Raw genomic sequence first — 14,416 nt, 5'->3', positions numbered from 1 at the left:
CATACAGGGAGGAAAATTAGAATTATGAACTTACTAGATAAAACACGTCAATTGAACACGATGCTTCAGCAAGAGGCGAGCGCGCACGTCGACTTTAAAGAGATGGCAGATAAGATGCGTGAAGTACTCGAAGCGAACACGTTCATCGTGAGCCGTCGCGGTCGCTTGCTCGGTTTCGCCATTAAACAACAGATTGAGAACGAGCGGATGAAGGCGTTCCTAGTCGATCGTCAGTTCCCTGAACCGTACGCATCGAACTTGTTCAACGTGAAAGAGACGACGGAAAATATCGGCATCGATAGCGAGTATACGGCGTTCCCGGTCGAGAACCGTGAGCTGTTCCTTGATTCAATGACGACGATCGTCCCGATCATCGGTGGCGGGGAACGACTCGGTACACTCGTTCTCGGCAGACTGAACAACGAGTTCACTGAAGACGACCTCGTCCTCGCAGAATATAGCGCGACAGTCGTCGGAATGGAGATCCTCCGTGAGAAAGCAGCGGAAGCAGAGGCGTCGGCGCGCAAGAAAGCCGTTGTCCAAATGGCGATCAATTCGTTGTCTTATTCAGAGCTTGAAGCGATCGAGCATATATTTGAAGAACTTGGGGGTAATGAAGGCCTGTTAGTTGCTTCCAAAATTGCCGATAGAGTGGGAATTACTCGCTCTGTGATCGTCAACGCGTTGCGCAAGCTTGAAAGCGCTGGCGTCATCGAGTCACGTTCGCTCGGAATGAAAGGAACGTATATCAAGATATTAAATGATAACTTCTTGTTTGAATTGCAGAAGCTGAAATCAAATTAAAATCGAGCGAATATCCGTTAGATTATAGCTAAAAGTCCTATCAATTAGGACTTTAGTTGCAAAAAGGCGTCCCTTTGTGAAAAAGGGCGTCTTTTTTTAGTGCAAAAGTAATTATTTTCAGAATATGTCGTGAATTCGACAAAAACAGACGATACCATTTACCTGTTTTAATAAAAATATCTTTCAGAACTGTTACAGATTTGTTTCAATGAAGTAGTAGAATTTCCAAATAAGGTATATACATGCATTCTTTTAAGTGAAAGTGAGTGAGACGCATGAATTGGATCGGCACAGATTATCAATTAATGAAGCAAGCGATCAATCATTCGGTCATGAATCAAAAAGTGATCAGTCATAACTTGTCGAACATCGATACGCCGAACTTTAAAGCGAAACAGGCTGTGTTCGAACAGACGTTAAGCAACGAGATGCGCCTAAAGTTAGCCGGTGGCCGTCCGAGTGACCGCGGTGGTGCAACGAAAATCGTTGACCGGGCCGGAGGGGCGATGCGAAGTGACGGGAACAGTGTCGATCTCGATTATGAGATGAGTGAACTGGCCCGTAACCAACTGCAGTATGAGGCGATGATGGAACAATTGAACCGTCGACTCGGTGGACTTAAAACCGTTATTAGAGGAGGACGTTAATTATGGGTATGTTCGATAGTTTTCACATATCCGCTTCGGCACTCATGTCTCAGCGCCTTCGGATGGATACGGTGTCGGCGAACATCGCGAACGCCCAGACAACTCGCGGCAAACTTGTCGATGGGGAATGGCAGCCGTATACACGGAAAATGACGGTGCTCCAAGAAGCGCCGTTTCGTCAACAGCTGTCGGCGGTGAGCGGAGGCGTCAAAGTTTCAGGCATCGTCGAAGACGAAAGTCCTTACAAACTCACATATGACCCGAGTCACCCGGATGCGGATGAACGGGGATACGTTCAGATGCCAAACGTCGACCTGTTAAAAGAAATGGTTGATTTGACAGGTGCGACAAGATCATATGAAGCGAACATTGCAGCGATGAATGCGTCAAAAGCGATGCTCGTTAAAGCGCTCGAAATCGGTAAAGGATAAGGAGTGACAGACTATGCAAATTAACCCGATTCAATTAATCGGTAACCAGACCGCGGCTCTGCCGACAGTGAAAGAGACACCGTCTCAGTTTGGGTCATATTTGAATGAAGCGATGCAGTCGCTCAATGAAGTTCAACAGGCAACGAGTACGGCACGGAAAGACCTCGCCGTCGGTAAAGCCGATCTTCACCAAGTCATGATCCAAAGCGAAGAGTCGTCGATTGCGATGCAACTCGCCATTGAGGTGCGAAATAAAGCGGTTGAGGCCTATCAAGAAATGATGCGAATGCAAGTTTAATGAAGAGGATGACGAGTTGCGATGAATGATAAGTTAAAAGAACAATTCAGCTCACTGGCCGGCCCACTGAAGGCGATGCAAACAAAACGTAAAATCATTTGGGGCATCGTCATCGTCGGCATACTTGTCGTCGCGGTGCTCTTGACGGTTTGGCTCTCGCGCCCGAACATGGCTCCTCTCTACACGAACCTCTCGGCCCAAGAGGCCGGAGAAGTGACAGAAAAGCTGACGGCTGATGGGGTGAAGTCAGAAATCAAAGCGACATCGAACGGTGTCAGCGTCTACGTGCCGAGCGAGCAAGTCGACCAATTGAAAGTTAACTTGGCAGCCGCCGGGATTCCAAAGTCAGGCGCGATCGATTACAGCTTTTTCAGTGAGAACGCCGGATTTGGAACGACGGATCGAGAAATGGCAGTCATCGAACGAAGCGCGATGCAAACCGAACTCGAACGTTTGATTACACAAATCGAAGGAATCAACCAAGCAAAAGTTATTATCTCGCTTCCGGAGAAATCGGTGTTCTTGGCCGAAGACCAAGGGGAGCCGACGGCTTCGATCGTCCTAAATTTAGGAGCAGGTACGAATCTTGAGCCGGCGACGGTCAAAGGACTTTATCATTTGATCAGTAAGAGTGTTCCGAACTTAAAACCGGAGAACATCTCGGTCATGGACCAATATTTCACGTATTACGATTTGGATCAATCGACGATGGCCGGTGGGACTTCGACCGACCCGTTAGCACTGAAGCGCCAAGTCGAGAAAGACGTACGTCAACAGATTCAACAAATGCTCTCGGTCTTACTCGGAGAACGTAGCGTGCTCGTCTCGGTCACGGCCGACATCGACACGACCCAATCGGCAGAAGAGCAAAACCTGGTAACCCCGGTCAACGAGGATACGATGGAAGGGATTGTGACGTCTGCTGAACGGATCGCTGAAGCGTATACGGGGGGTACCGGTGCGGCAGCAGCGGCAGGGACCGGCGAGAACGATACCGTCAACTTCCCGGCTGCCACTGGAACCGGGGAAGAAGAAAGCGAAAAAAACCATGAAATCATCAACTATGAGGTCAATCGCATCACGAAACAAATTCAGAACGCCCCCTACACGATCCGTGACCTCGGTGTTCAATTGATCGTCGAGCCGCCAGACGGCGCTCAAGCAATCGACCCGCAACTTGAGGGCGACCTTGAGACGATGATGTATTCAATCATCCGGACGTCGCTCGCTAAAACGGGCGAGGCGTTGACAGAAGCGGAACTCGAACAGAAAGTCGTCGTCGTGTCACGACCGTTCGCTGAAACGGAAGAAACGGCAGTGGCAGAACAGCCGACAGCGTGGTGGATGTATGCAGCCGCAGCTGGTGCCGTCGTCTTGCTCGCACTTCTATTCTTCGCCATGCGAAGACGGAATCAGCAACCGGTTTCGGAAACGAATGAATGGGAAGTACCGTATGAAGACGAAGTACCCGATCTCGACTTGGAAGAGCGAGGCGAAGGTGCCGTCAAGAAGAAACAGTTGGAGAAATTGGCAGAGAGTAATCCAGAAGAGTTCGCCAAGCTTCTTCGTACTTGGATGTCTGAGGAGTGAGTACTGTGAACTACGCAAAACAACCGAACCGAGAAAAAGCGGCCATGCTCATGATCTCGCTTGGACCTGAAGTGGCGGCAAGTGTATATAAACACCTGTCCGAAGAAGAGATGGAGCAGTTGACGCTACAAATATCGGCACTCCGAAAAGTGTCGTCTGAACAAAAGGAAGCCATTTTAGGAGAATTTCATGACCTGGCGATGGCACAGAGTTATATCACCCAAGGTGGCATCGGGTTTGCGAAAACAGTTTTAGAGAAAGCGGTCGGAGAAGAAAAGGCGATGGCGTTGATTCATCGTCTCACTTCGACGCTGCAAGTCCGACCGTTTGAATTTGCCCGAAAAGCCGATCCGAAGCAGTTGCTCAACTTTATTCAAAACGAGCACCCGCAGACGATCGCCTTAATCTTGGCTCATCTTGAACCGGTCAAGTCCGGGCAAATCTTGTCGGAACTTCCACCAGAGATTCAGTCGGAGGTCGCGAAACGAATCGCGACGATGGATCGCCTCAACCCGGACGTCATTCATGAGATCGAACAGATTCTTGAAAAGAACTTATCACAAACCGATATGCAAGATTACGCCCAATCCGGTGGGATCGAGGCAGTCGTCGAAGTGCTTAACGGTGTCGACCGGACGACGGAGCGGACGATTCTTGACGCGCTCGAGATCGAAGACCCGGAACTCGCGGAAGAAATCAAAAAGCGGATGTTCGTCTTCGAAGATATCGTCACGCTCGACTCGCGTGCGATTCAACGGATTATTCGCGAAGTCGCCAACGACGACCTTCTGCTCGCGCTCAAAGTATCTTCCGAAGAGGTCAAACAGATCATCTTCAAAAACATGTCGCAACGAATGGTCGATACGTTCAAGGAAGATATGGAGTTCATGGGACCGGTCAGACTGCGTGACGTCGAAGAAGCACAAAGCCGCATCGTCGGAATCATCCGCCGCCTAGAAGATGTCGGAGAAATCGTGATTAGCCGTGGTGGAGGAGATGACATCGTTGTCTAACGTAATCAAACGTCAACGAGCGATGCCGCTCGAACCACAACGAATTGATTCGCGGCCATTCCTTGAACCGATTTCAGAGGTTATGGTCGAACGTAATCATGAACAAGAGTTAGAAGTAAGGTACGCTTCCCTCCGCCAAGAGGAAGAAGCGATCAAGCTACACCGTGAAGCAGTGGAACATGAGCTTGAACTGTTACGAGAACAAACGCTTGAGGCTGCTTATCAGGAGGGGTACGGGTCAGGTTTTGACCTAGGACGTCAAGAAGGAAAGTCAGAGTTCGATGAGCTGACGGCCCGATTGAACATGGTCAGCGCCGAACTTGAGAACTTGTTCGAACAGAAATGGCGAGATGCCGAAACGAAGTTAGTTGATTTGGCCGTCGAGATCAGTGCACGTGTCACGACCGATCTCGTCCGAAACGAGGAGGCGTTGTTCGCCGACATGATCCGCGAACAACTGCTTCGCCAGATCGATGCCGAAGCGTTGACCGTCTTCGTCCACCCGACGCGACTAGCGTCAATCCAACGTTTCGAGTCGATGTGGCAATCCGAACAGATGCCGCCGTTGAAATATCGGGCCGATGTCTCGTTGACAGAGACGAGCGTGCGGATCGAGACGCCACATCATGGCAACGAGCTCGACGTATCGTACAGTTTTGAACGAATCCGTTCCAAGATTGAGGAGGTTCTATCCGATGGCGCTTATTGACCGCGTATTCGACACAATCACCGCTGCTCCAGAAGATGAGTATGTGCGTAAAGTCGGTCGTGTCTGCCGCGTCGTCGGGCTGATGATCGAATCGAACGGTCCGAGCGCGTTTATCGGTGAGCGCTGCCTGATCGAGTTACCGTCCGGCCAAACGGTTGAAACCGAGGTCGTCGGCTTCAATGAAGAGCGCGTCTTGCTCATGCCTTACGGAGAAACGACACAGATCGCCCCAGGTTGTATCGTCAAAGGGACGGGGCACATGCTCCAAGTACCGGTCGGGTTCGAACTGATCGGTCAAGTTCTTGACGGGCTCGGGCGCCCTTTATCGGGTGAAGCGATGCCGACTGGGAAACGCTACGATGTTCTTCGAAAACCGCCGAACCCGTTAGAACGTCCACGCATTTTAGACGTTTTGTCGACCGGGGTCCGGATCATCGACGGGTTATTGACGGTCGGAAAAGGCCAACGTGTCGGTTTGTTTGCGGGGTCAGGCGTCGGGAAATCGACATTGCTTGGCATGATCGCTAAACGCTCATCGGCAGATATAAACGTGATCGCATTGATCGGCGAACGGGGACGAGAAGTAAAAGAGTTCATCGAAAAAGAACTTGGTCCTGAAGGCATGGCTCGATCGGTCGTCATCGTAGCGACGAGCGATCAACCCCCGCTCGTGCGTTTGAAGGGCGCTTACACGGCGACGGCGATCGCAGAGTACTTCCGGGACCAAGGCAAAGAGGTCGTCCTTATGATGGACTCAGTGACCCGATTCGCGATGGCCCAACGAGAGATCGGGCTAGCGACCGGAGAACCACCGACATCGAAAGGATATACGCCTTCCGTGTTCGCGATGCTTCCGCAACTGCTAGAGCGGAGCGGGACGTCCGTCACCGGTTCGATCACGGCGTTTTATACCGTCCTCGTTGACGGGGACGATATGAACGAACCAATCGCGGATGCCGTCCGTGGGATTTTAGACGGTCACTTCGTGATGGACCGTTCGCTCGCCAACCGAGGGCAGTTTCCGGCGATCCATGTCTTAAAATCGATCAGTCGGGTCATGAACCAGATTGCTTCACCTGTACATCGCGATGCCGCGCAGACGTTTCGGAGTTGGCTCGCCACTTATCTAGACGCGGAAGACTTGATTAACATCGGAGCCTATAAAAAGGGCACGAATCCTGCGATCGATACAGCAATCGATGAATATCCGGGACTGCTCACATTTTTAAAACAGTCGATTGAAGAAGAGGCATCGATCGAGCAGACGCTCGATCGTCTTGTCGGAATTGCGAGAGGTGAATCATGAACAAGCTGTTGTTAGAACGCATCATGCCGATTGCCGAGCATGCAAAAGAAGAATCGGCGACAGAGATGAGAGGTCATAAGGCGCGATTCGAAGCCGAGATGGAGACGCTGTATCGATTAGTCGTGACGTATGAGACGCTCATGAAGAGTCAAGATGAACAATCTGGTGTGATTGATCTGCTCATGTTCCAATATCGTGAAAAGGCGAGGGAACAGTTAAAGCGTCAAATTGAGACGCAACAACTCGTCGTGCAACAGTCGCGGAACCGTTACAATCTGGCTCAAGAGCGTTTGCTCGGAAAAGTTGTCGAAGAGAAAAAATATGTAACGTTGCATGAGAAGGTCAGCCAAAATGAAGTGGCCGTCTCGAAACTCACCGAACAACATTTTATCGATGAGTTGGCAGTGATTCATCACGGGAAAGGGAAGTAAGCTGATGGAAAAAGAGAACAATAAGCGAGGTAGACAGCTCTTGGTCGCTCTTGTCCTCGTCCCGGCAATCTTTTTACTCGTCGGCGGAATCGTCGTCATGAACTATGCGATGGACCGGCCGCTATTATCGGTGCCGTTTATAGAAACGCGCGAACAGGCAGACAAAGATGAGGCAGTTGAAACAAAAGTCAATGTCACCGGCATTGACGCGGACACGACGAATCGATTAAAAGTCGCGAACGCTGAGATTGAAAAACTTCGCACGGAAAACGTCGAATTGACGAATGAAGTGAAAGCGAGACAAGAAGAAGTATCGGACTTGATCAAAGAGCGGGACCGACTCGTGTCTGAACTCGGAGCCACTGCGGAAGCGGAAGTGGAGGAAGACACGTCGAACGTGTCTCGTGTCTATGAAGAAATGTCCGCTAAACAAGCTGCCGCGATCATGAACGAACTCGAGAGCCCGCAAGTAGCGACGATCTTAAAAGAACTGTCGCCGAAACAACAGGCCGACATATTGGGACGGATGGATGCACAACAGGCTGCCGTCGTCACGCAATTGCTCCAATGAAACGTGAAAGGAGGAAGAGATGATGAATATCGCCTTATTTGCTCAAGCGGTCCAAGGAACGACAGCGAAAGGCGGGGAGACAGGATCTACCCCGACCGGACAGTTTTTAGACCTGCTTTCATCGATGCTCGGCGCCTCGACGGAAGCGTTGGCTGAGTTGGAAGCTGCGCCGACGACACTCGCACCGAATGCGCCAATTGTGACAGATAGCGCCCTTCCGCTCGAGAACTTGTCGAGCCAGCTTGAACAGTGGTTACAACAACCCGATAGCTTAGAGTGGTTAAAGTCTTTGCCACAAGACGCCTATCGTAAGTTCATGGACGCCTATATCGGCATCATCGCCCAAGCAGGTGCAGGCACAGGAACAATCGAGGAAACGGTCTCGTCAGACGTCGTAACCACGTTAGCTGCCGCCCAAACGATTTTACCGGGCGCGATGATGTTAGGAAAGACGGAGCGCGAGGCGTTGGCCGGAAAACAAAACCAGCCAACCGTAAACGAGAACGTCCAAGTTATCCAGCAAATCGTTTCGCAATTTAAAGGGAGTTTAACCCAGACTTCAAAACATATTCCCCTCCCTTATCAAAATGAAACGCCGGCGAATGTATTACCGCAAGCTGGAAAAGAAAGCGTCGACTGGTTGCCGAAAGGCATGACGTGGTCACGACCACAGATCGACTCGGAAACGGTCATGTACGCGTCTAAAGGGTCGCTTCCGGAGAACCTCCAAGCCCGAATCGAGGCTGCTCTTCAAAGAGCACCGTTCCGAAGCGGGGCCGATGGGTCGAAAGTGTTCACCGTTCGCCTATATCCGGAACAGCTAGGTGAACTCGTCGTCAAACTCGAGCGCCATAACGGTGAACTCGTCGTCAAGCTGTTCGCGAGCAACCAAGAAGCAAAACAGTTGCTCCAGTCGCAAATGCAACAACTGCAACAGACGCTCCAGCCGCTGTCGCAGCATATCCGGGTCGAAGTGAGTTTGACGCAACAAGCGCTCGAAGCGAAATCATCGACGTTTAGCGAGTCAGACCAACCTGAACCAGAACAACAGGAACAACCGAAAGGGGAACCCGACGATGACGACCATCCAACCGAAGACGAATGATTATACGTTACCCGATCAATCGCTGCCTAAAGCGACGAACCAATACGATAAGGACATGTTCTTAAAGCTATTGATGGCCCAGCTTGGCAACCAAGACCCGATGTCACCGATGGAAGATCGCGAGTTCATCTCACAAATGGCTCAATTTTCATCACTCGAACAAATGCAGACGATTTCAAAGCAACTTGATTCAGTACTCGTCGATCGCCACATGGCTTCGATTTCCGAGTTCAGTAATATGATCGGCAAGACAGTCGACCATAAAACGGAGACTGAGACGGAGACGATCAAAGGATCGGGACGTGTCGTCTCGATTTCAAGAACGGATGAGTCAGGTTACATGGCCGATCTCGAAGACGGCAGCTCGGTAAGCGTCTACAATATTACGTCCATCAAACAAGCATAAGGGGGATTCATCATGTTAAGAGCAATGTACTCAGGAATCAGTGGATTAAAGAACTTCCAGTCAAAGCTTGATGTCGTCGGTAACAACATCGCCAACGTCAACACGTTCGGGTATAAAAAAGGCCGCGTCACGTTCAAAGACCTCGTCAGCCAGCAAGTCGGTAGCGCTTCAGGCGGTAACGGATTAACAGCCGGCGGGATCAACCCGAAAGAAGTCGGTCTCGGGGGCACGATGGCTACGGTCGATAACGTCTATAACCAAGGCGCGATGCAAAACTCAGGTCGGGCGCTCGATGTCGGGATCTCCGGTGAAGGCTTCTTCGCAGTAAACGTTAACGGCCAAACCCAATACACACGAGCCGGTAACTTTTATACAGATAATGCCGGGGATATCGTCAATGGTGATGGGGCTTACGTCCTTAGCACAGCGGGCGCTAAAATCACTGTGCCTGCCGGAGCGAAGTCACTATCGATTGGAAAAGACGGACAAGTCAGTTATGTCAATGCTGCGGGCGTTTCAACAGACGTCGGTCAAATTCAAGTCGTCACGTTTGCCAATAACGCCGGTCTATCAAAAGTCGGAGCGAACAACTATATTCAATCGCAAAACTCAGGGGATCCAAACCCAGGAATTCCAGGCGAAGATGGACGTGGTGAACTCGTCTCGGGCGCCCTCGAGATGTCGAACGTCGACTTGTCTGAAGAGTTCACCGAAATGATTATCGCGCAACGTGGATTCCAGGCGAACACACGGATCATCACAACGTCAGACGAGATTTTACAAGAACTCGTCAACTTGAAACGCTGATGATACGCGTCACGACATTGCGGGGTGAGGAATTTGTCTTGAACGCCTTGTTCATCGAGACGGTCAAGGCCGAACCTGACACGATCATTCATTTGTATAACGGCAAGACTTATATCGTCACAGAGACGAAAGATCAAATCATCGATCGGACGACGGCATTTTACGGCTCGATCGGGTTGATGGGAACGACAGTCACAAGAGGTGAAGAAGATGAGTGAAGAAAAACCAAAAGGAGGCGCCATGAAAATGGTGCTCATCCTGCTCGTCGTCCTGCTCGTCATGGGGGGCGCTGGGTTTATGACTTATAAATATGTATTCGGTGACAACGTGACGGCTAAAACGAAACCAGTGACGGCAGAAGAACTCGCCGAGCGCAGCTTCACGACCGAGGATATGACGACGAACATTCAAGACGAACGGTTCATCAACGTCCAATTCACGATTGTGACCGATGCGGCTGAGACGAAAGAAGATCTTGAACTTCGTAAGTTCCAAGTCCATAACGTCATCCTTGGTGATTTGGCCGGGATGACGAAGGCACAGCTCACGACGAAGGAAGATATGCAGAAATTCGAGCAATCCCTTCGCGAGCAATTAAACGGACTGCTGGAAAAAGGTGAGGTCCAGCGCGTCTATATGACGAAGAAAATTATACAGTGAGGTGGCATCATGGGAGAAGTACTGTCTCAACAAGAAATTGATGCCCTGTTATCAGCGCTAAGCAGTGGAGATGTCGAAGCCGATTCCTTTTTGAATCAAGAAGAAGAACGAAAAGTACGGCAGTATGACTTCAAACGGGCCGTCCGTTTCTCTAAAGATCAAATTCGTAGCTTGACCCGGATCCATGAACACTTCACACGGATGCTGACGACATTTTTCTCGGCCCAACTTCGGACGTATGTCCAGTTCACGGTCAATTCAGTCGAACAGCTTCCATACGATGAGTTCATTCATTCGATTCCGAGTATGACGATGATCAACTTGATCGAGGCGCCCCCGCTTAACGGTCGGTTCATCATCGAAGTCAATCCGAACATCTCTTACGCGATGTTGGATCGACTGCTCGGGGGACCTGGCGTCGAGATTGAAAAAGTCGAAAGCTTCACTGAAATCGAGATGCGAATCTTGACCCAGCTATATAAACGAGCTTTTGCCGGTTACGGGGAAGCGTGGGAGTCGATTGCCGAAATCAAGTCCGAAATGACGGCCGTTGAAGTGAACCCACAGTTCCTTCAACTCGTGTCACCAAACGAGACGGTCGTGCTCATTTCGATCGGGGTCACGATCGGAGAAGTGAGCGGGACGATTAACGTCTGCTTGCCGTTCGTGACGATCGAGCCGGTGCTATCGAAACTATCGAGTCATTACTGGATGCAGGAGGCGAACCGCCGCAATGCGAGCGGGAACAGTCAAGAACCGCTCAAAGCCCAATTGATGAACTCGACGGTAGAAGTCGTGTCCCTGCTCGGGGAGACGACAATCACGTTCGGTGACTTGTTGCATTTAGAAATCGGTGACTGTTTGACGCTCGATCAACTAGTGAAAGACCCGCTATCCGTCCTAGTAGGGGAAAATAAAGTGTTCAGAGGGCAAGTCGGTGTGAGTGGGAAGCGGATGGCGGTCCAAGTGCTTCACCGGGTGAAGGAGGAAGAGCAATGAGTGAGATGTTGTCACAAGATGAAATTGACGCGTTATTACGAGGAACGAACGACAGTTCGCCAAAACCGGTAGACGAGAGCGAAGAACATCTCGACTCGATGGAAAGCGACGCCCTCGGAGAGATTGGAAATATCTCGTTCGGAAATTCCGCGACGGCGCTGTCGACGTTACTGCAACAAAAAGTAGAAATCACGACCCCGGTCGTCAGTGAAGTGACGATCGATGAGCTCAGAGAGCGTTATCCGACACCTCACGTGGCGCTTCGGGTCGGTTACACCGAAGGGTTGAAAGGGGAGAACGTCCTCGTCTTGACCCGCGAAGACGCGGCCATCATTTCTGATTTGATGCTCGGTGGGACCGGGATCGGCGTCGATCCGGACGGGCTCGATGAGATTCGGTTATCGGCCGTTCAAGAAGCGATGAACCAAATGATGGGGGCTGCGGCCACATCGCTCTCGACCGTGTTCTCTAAAAAGATTGATATTTCGCCGCCGCTCGTCGAAGTGTTCGATGCGACGAAAAATCAAACGATCATTGACCGGCTTGAGCTTTGGGAGACGATGGTGCTGATCGAGTTCAATTTGAAAGTCGGCACGTTGATTGATTCAAAAATTGTCCAAATTGCCCCGATTCAATTCGGGAAGCAACTCGTCAACGAACTGATTGCAGCTACGACGTCAGCCCCGGCCGCGCCTAAACAAGAGCAGCCGAAAGTTCAAGCGGCGGTCACACCAGCGAAAGCTCCGGCACCTGCTCCGGTACGCACTGAAAAAACGTCAGCCCCAGAAGTGGCGGTCAGCCAAGCCGAGTTCATGCCACTCCACGCCCCGACGTCAAACGATTCGGTGCCGGCAAACCTAGGCTTGCTGTATGATGTGCCGCTCAACGTGACGGTCGAACTCGGCCGGACGAAACGGTCAGTGCGAGAAGTGCTCGAACTGTCGCAAGGGTCGATCATTGAACTTGATAAATTGGCGGGGGAACCTGTCGATATTTATGTGAACCAACAACGCATTGCCCGCGGCGAAGTCGTCGTCATCGAAGAGAACTTCGGGGTACGTGTGACAGAAATCATCCAACCGCATGAGCGGATTGGAATCGTTTAAGGAGGAAGAATAATGAGTGCAAAAATTTTGGTGGTAGATGATGCGGCGTTCATGCGCATGATGATTAAAGACATTTTAACGAAGAACGGGTTTGAAGTGGTCGGCGAGGCAGAGAACGGTATTGACGCGGTCGCAAAATACCGTGAACTCACGCCAGATCTCGTCACTCTCGACATCACGATGCCAGAAATGGACGGCCTGGCGGCATTGAAAGAAATTCGCGGGTTCGATTCGAACGCCAAAGTCATCATGTGTTCGGCGATGGGACAACAGGCGATGGTCATCGATGCGATCCAAGCGGGAGCGAAAGACTTCATCGTGAAACCGTTCAACGCGGAACGTGTCGTCGAGGCAGTTTCGAAAACGGTCGCACAATGAACAAGTGGTGGTTGATTTTCCTGCTCGTGGTCGGGCTGTCTGTGCCGGCCACGGTCGAGGCCGCCACCGTGGATAAACAGTTCGAACAACAGCAGCCTGAAGCCAAAGATCAATCTGTCCCTACGACCGTCTCGACGGTCGGGACGTTGGTCAAGGTCGTTTTGAGTTTAGTTGTCGTAATTGGAGGATTCCTCGTCTTGATGCGTTGGTTAAACGCACGGACGCAAGGTGTGAAGACGGCGCAACATATGAAACATCTCGGCGGGGTACCGCTTGGGAAGGACCGCTCGGTGCAGCTCGTCAAGTTAGGGGAGCAAGTATACGTGCTCGGTGTCGGTGAATCGATTCAATTGATTGATCGAATCGATGCGGAATCGATTGATGAAGCAGCGTATGACGCGCCTTCACTGAACACTTCGAACACATCAACGTTCTTAGATACGTTCAAACAACAACTGTCACAGATTGAAGAAGTGAGGAAGAAGCAATGACGACGATTGAACAACTGATCAATTTAGAAACGCCGGACAGCACGTCGACTTCGATTAAATTATTGGTCGTATTGACACTGCTCACGCTGGCGCCGTCATTCTTGATTTTGATGACTTGTTTTACACGTGTCGTCGTCGTTCTTTCATTCATTCGGCCAGCCTTAGGGACACAACAGACCCCACCGAACCAATTGATCATCGGGCTCGCCTTGTTCATCACGCTGTTCGTCATGTCTCCGGTCTTATCTGATTTAAACGACAAGGCGTTGTCTCCATATATGGACGACGAGATCAGTCAAGATGAGGCGTTCGAGGAAGCCGGTAACACGATGAAACGATTCATGGCAAAGTATACGCGACAGGAAGATTTGCAACTGTTTATCAAATACGGGAATTATGAGCAACCGGAGTCGGTCGAAGACGTTCCTTTGCTCGCGATGGTACCAGCTTACGCCATCAGTGAGCTCAAGACGGCGTTTCAAATCGGCTTTATGATTTTCTTGCCTTTTTTAATCATTGATATGGTCGTGGCGAGTGTGCTCATGTCGATGGGGATGATGATGCTTCCACCGGTCATGATCGCTCTGCCGTTCAAATTGTTGTTGTTTGTATTAGTGGATGGATGGCACTTAATCGTGGAATCATTGCTTAGAAGTATGTAGGA

Annotated in this window: 20 protein-coding genes; all 20 read left to right on the top strand. The window is 50.7% G+C overall.

All coding sequences use genetic code 11. The features are described from left to right. The first annotated feature begins 24 nt into the window (after positions 1–24). Positions 25–804: a GTP-sensing pleiotropic transcriptional regulator CodY gene (gene codY, locus EVJ29_RS04785; protein ID WP_016508279.1), complete on the top strand. Its 780-nt coding sequence runs from the start codon at positions 25–27 to the stop codon at positions 802–804. Between the two features lie 275 nt (positions 805–1,079). After that, complete coding sequence (gene flgB, locus EVJ29_RS04780) at positions 1,080–1,451, top strand: flagellar basal body rod protein FlgB (protein WP_131465289.1); 372 nt, start codon at positions 1,080–1,082, stop codon at positions 1,449–1,451. Between the two features lie 2 nt (positions 1,452–1,453). Beyond that, positions 1,454–1,882 (top strand): flagellar basal body rod protein FlgC, encoded by a 429-nt coding sequence (flgC, locus tag EVJ29_RS04775; RefSeq protein ID WP_070327498.1) that lies wholly within the window; start codon positions 1,454–1,456, stop codon positions 1,880–1,882. Between the two features lie 13 nt (positions 1,883–1,895). Further along, positions 1,896–2,180 (top strand): flagellar hook-basal body complex protein FliE, encoded by a 285-nt coding sequence (fliE, locus tag EVJ29_RS04770; protein ID WP_016508240.1) that lies wholly within the window; start codon positions 1,896–1,898, stop codon positions 2,178–2,180. A 21-nt stretch (positions 2,181–2,201) separates the two neighbouring features. Next, entirely contained in the window at positions 2,202–3,770 is a 1,569-nt protein-coding gene (gene fliF / locus EVJ29_RS04765) for a flagellar basal-body MS-ring/collar protein FliF (RefSeq protein ID WP_131465287.1), read from the top strand. Between the two features lie 5 nt (positions 3,771–3,775). Beyond that, positions 3,776–4,783 (top strand): flagellar motor switch protein FliG, encoded by a 1,008-nt coding sequence (gene fliG, locus EVJ29_RS04760; protein WP_083273965.1) that lies wholly within the window; start codon positions 3,776–3,778, stop codon positions 4,781–4,783. Further along, positions 4,767–5,492, top strand: coding sequence for a FliH/SctL family protein (locus tag EVJ29_RS04755; RefSeq protein ID WP_236633394.1), 726 nt, complete (start codon positions 4,767–4,769; stop codon positions 5,490–5,492). The genes fliG and EVJ29_RS04755 overlap by 17 nt, the downstream gene beginning before the upstream one ends. After that, positions 5,479–6,798 carry a flagellar protein export ATPase FliI gene (fliI, locus tag EVJ29_RS04750; RefSeq protein WP_070327495.1) on the top strand — a complete coding sequence of 440 codons (1,320 nt, stop codon included), beginning with the start codon at positions 5,479–5,481 and terminating at the stop codon, positions 6,796–6,798. The genes EVJ29_RS04755 and fliI overlap by 14 nt, the downstream gene beginning before the upstream one ends. Next, positions 6,795–7,229, top strand: a complete 435-nt coding sequence (locus tag EVJ29_RS04745) for a flagellar FliJ family protein (RefSeq protein WP_016508248.1) — start codon at positions 6,795–6,797, stop codon at positions 7,227–7,229. Before fliI ends, EVJ29_RS04745 begins: the two co-directional genes overlap by 4 nt. Positions 7,230–7,233: 4 nt before the next feature. Further along, positions 7,234–7,800, top strand: a complete 567-nt coding sequence (locus tag EVJ29_RS04740) for a MotE family protein (RefSeq protein WP_131489840.1) — start codon at positions 7,234–7,236, stop codon at positions 7,798–7,800. A 22-nt stretch (positions 7,801–7,822) separates the two neighbouring features. After that, entirely contained in the window at positions 7,823–8,905 is a 1,083-nt protein-coding gene (locus EVJ29_RS04735) for a flagellar hook-length control protein FliK (protein ID WP_236633393.1), read from the top strand. Beyond that, on the top strand, positions 8,877–9,311 hold the full coding sequence (locus EVJ29_RS04730; protein WP_071399604.1) for a flagellar hook capping FlgD N-terminal domain-containing protein: 435 nt from the start codon (positions 8,877–8,879) through the stop codon (positions 9,309–9,311). Before EVJ29_RS04735 ends, EVJ29_RS04730 begins: the two co-directional genes overlap by 29 nt. 12 nt (positions 9,312–9,323) lie before the next feature. Continuing rightward, on the top strand, positions 9,324–10,118 hold the full coding sequence (gene flgG, locus EVJ29_RS04725) for a flagellar basal body rod protein FlgG (protein ID WP_131465281.1): 795 nt from the start codon (positions 9,324–9,326) through the stop codon (positions 10,116–10,118). Further along, positions 10,118–10,336 (top strand): flagellar FlbD family protein, encoded by a 219-nt coding sequence (locus EVJ29_RS04720; RefSeq protein ID WP_016508262.1) that lies wholly within the window; start codon positions 10,118–10,120, stop codon positions 10,334–10,336. The genes flgG and EVJ29_RS04720 overlap by 1 nt, the downstream gene beginning before the upstream one ends. Beyond that, on the top strand, positions 10,329–10,778 hold the full coding sequence (locus tag EVJ29_RS04715; protein WP_131440263.1) for a flagellar basal body-associated FliL family protein: 450 nt from the start codon (positions 10,329–10,331) through the stop codon (positions 10,776–10,778). Before EVJ29_RS04720 ends, EVJ29_RS04715 begins: the two co-directional genes overlap by 8 nt. A gap of 9 nt (positions 10,779–10,787) precedes the next feature. Continuing rightward, on the top strand, positions 10,788–11,777 hold the full coding sequence (gene fliM, locus EVJ29_RS04710; RefSeq protein WP_070327489.1) for a flagellar motor switch protein FliM: 990 nt from the start codon (positions 10,788–10,790) through the stop codon (positions 11,775–11,777). Next, complete coding sequence (gene fliY, locus EVJ29_RS04705) at positions 11,774–12,883, top strand: flagellar motor switch phosphatase FliY (protein ID WP_131465279.1); 1,110 nt, start codon at positions 11,774–11,776, stop codon at positions 12,881–12,883. The genes fliM and fliY overlap by 4 nt, the downstream gene beginning before the upstream one ends. 12 nt (positions 12,884–12,895) lie before the next feature. Beyond that, entirely contained in the window at positions 12,896–13,261 is a 366-nt protein-coding gene (locus EVJ29_RS04700; protein WP_035385909.1) for a response regulator, read from the top strand. After that, positions 13,258–13,752 carry a flagellar biosynthetic protein FliO gene (locus EVJ29_RS04695; RefSeq protein WP_070327487.1) on the top strand — a complete coding sequence of 165 codons (495 nt, stop codon included), beginning with the start codon at positions 13,258–13,260 and terminating at the stop codon, positions 13,750–13,752. The genes EVJ29_RS04700 and EVJ29_RS04695 overlap by 4 nt, the downstream gene beginning before the upstream one ends. Further along, entirely contained in the window at positions 13,749–14,414 is a 666-nt protein-coding gene (gene fliP, locus EVJ29_RS04690) for a flagellar type III secretion system pore protein FliP (protein WP_016508219.1), read from the top strand. Before EVJ29_RS04695 ends, fliP begins: the two co-directional genes overlap by 4 nt. Positions 14,415–14,416 lie beyond the last annotated feature (2 nt).

It is taken from the genome of Exiguobacterium sp. SH4S7 (assembly GCF_004336795.1).
GTDB classification, from domain to species: domain Bacteria; phylum Bacillota; class Bacilli; order Exiguobacteriales; family Exiguobacteriaceae; genus Exiguobacterium; species Exiguobacterium aurantiacum_A.
Note: the sequence above shows the minus strand (reverse complement) of the source record. Positions and strands in the feature narration are given on the sequence as shown.

Bases quoted from the DNA above. Each gene is read 5' to 3' on its own strand.
- fliM (WP_070327489.1), top strand. From the start codon at position 10,788: ATGGGAGAAGTACTGTCTCAACAAGAAATTGATGCCCTGTTATCAGCG.
- fliF (WP_131465287.1), top strand. From the start codon at position 2,202: ATGAATGATAAGTTAAAAGAACAATTCAGCTCACTGGCCGGCCCACTG.
- flgB (WP_131465289.1), top strand. From the start codon at position 1,080: ATGAATTGGATCGGCACAGATTATCAATTAATGAAGCAAGCGATCAAT.
- EVJ29_RS04730 (WP_071399604.1), top strand. From the start codon at position 8,877: ATGACGACCATCCAACCGAAGACGAATGATTATACGTTACCCGATCAA.
- EVJ29_RS04735 (WP_236633393.1), top strand. From the start codon at position 7,823: ATGAATATCGCCTTATTTGCTCAAGCGGTCCAAGGAACGACAGCGAAA.
- flgG (WP_131465281.1), top strand. From the start codon at position 9,324: ATGTTAAGAGCAATGTACTCAGGAATCAGTGGATTAAAGAACTTCCAG.
- fliE (WP_016508240.1), top strand. From the start codon at position 1,896: ATGCAAATTAACCCGATTCAATTAATCGGTAACCAGACCGCGGCTCTG.
- EVJ29_RS04695 (WP_070327487.1), top strand. From the start codon at position 13,258: ATGAACAAGTGGTGGTTGATTTTCCTGCTCGTGGTCGGGCTGTCTGTG.
- EVJ29_RS04715 (WP_131440263.1), top strand. From the start codon at position 10,329: ATGAGTGAAGAAAAACCAAAAGGAGGCGCCATGAAAATGGTGCTCATC.
- flgC (WP_070327498.1), top strand. From the start codon at position 1,454: ATGGGTATGTTCGATAGTTTTCACATATCCGCTTCGGCACTCATGTCT.
- EVJ29_RS04700 (WP_035385909.1), top strand. From the start codon at position 12,896: ATGAGTGCAAAAATTTTGGTGGTAGATGATGCGGCGTTCATGCGCATG.
- EVJ29_RS04745 (WP_016508248.1), top strand. From the start codon at position 6,795: ATGAACAAGCTGTTGTTAGAACGCATCATGCCGATTGCCGAGCATGCA.
- EVJ29_RS04755 (WP_236633394.1), top strand. From the start codon at position 4,767: ATGACATCGTTGTCTAACGTAATCAAACGTCAACGAGCGATGCCGCTC.
- codY (WP_016508279.1), top strand. From the start codon at position 25: ATGAACTTACTAGATAAAACACGTCAATTGAACACGATGCTTCAGCAA.
- fliY (WP_131465279.1), top strand. From the start codon at position 11,774: ATGAGTGAGATGTTGTCACAAGATGAAATTGACGCGTTATTACGAGGA.
- EVJ29_RS04740 (WP_131489840.1), top strand. From the start codon at position 7,234: ATGGAAAAAGAGAACAATAAGCGAGGTAGACAGCTCTTGGTCGCTCTT.
- fliI (WP_070327495.1), top strand. From the start codon at position 5,479: ATGGCGCTTATTGACCGCGTATTCGACACAATCACCGCTGCTCCAGAA.
- fliP (WP_016508219.1), top strand. From the start codon at position 13,749: ATGACGACGATTGAACAACTGATCAATTTAGAAACGCCGGACAGCACG.
- EVJ29_RS04720 (WP_016508262.1), top strand. From the start codon at position 10,118: ATGATACGCGTCACGACATTGCGGGGTGAGGAATTTGTCTTGAACGCC.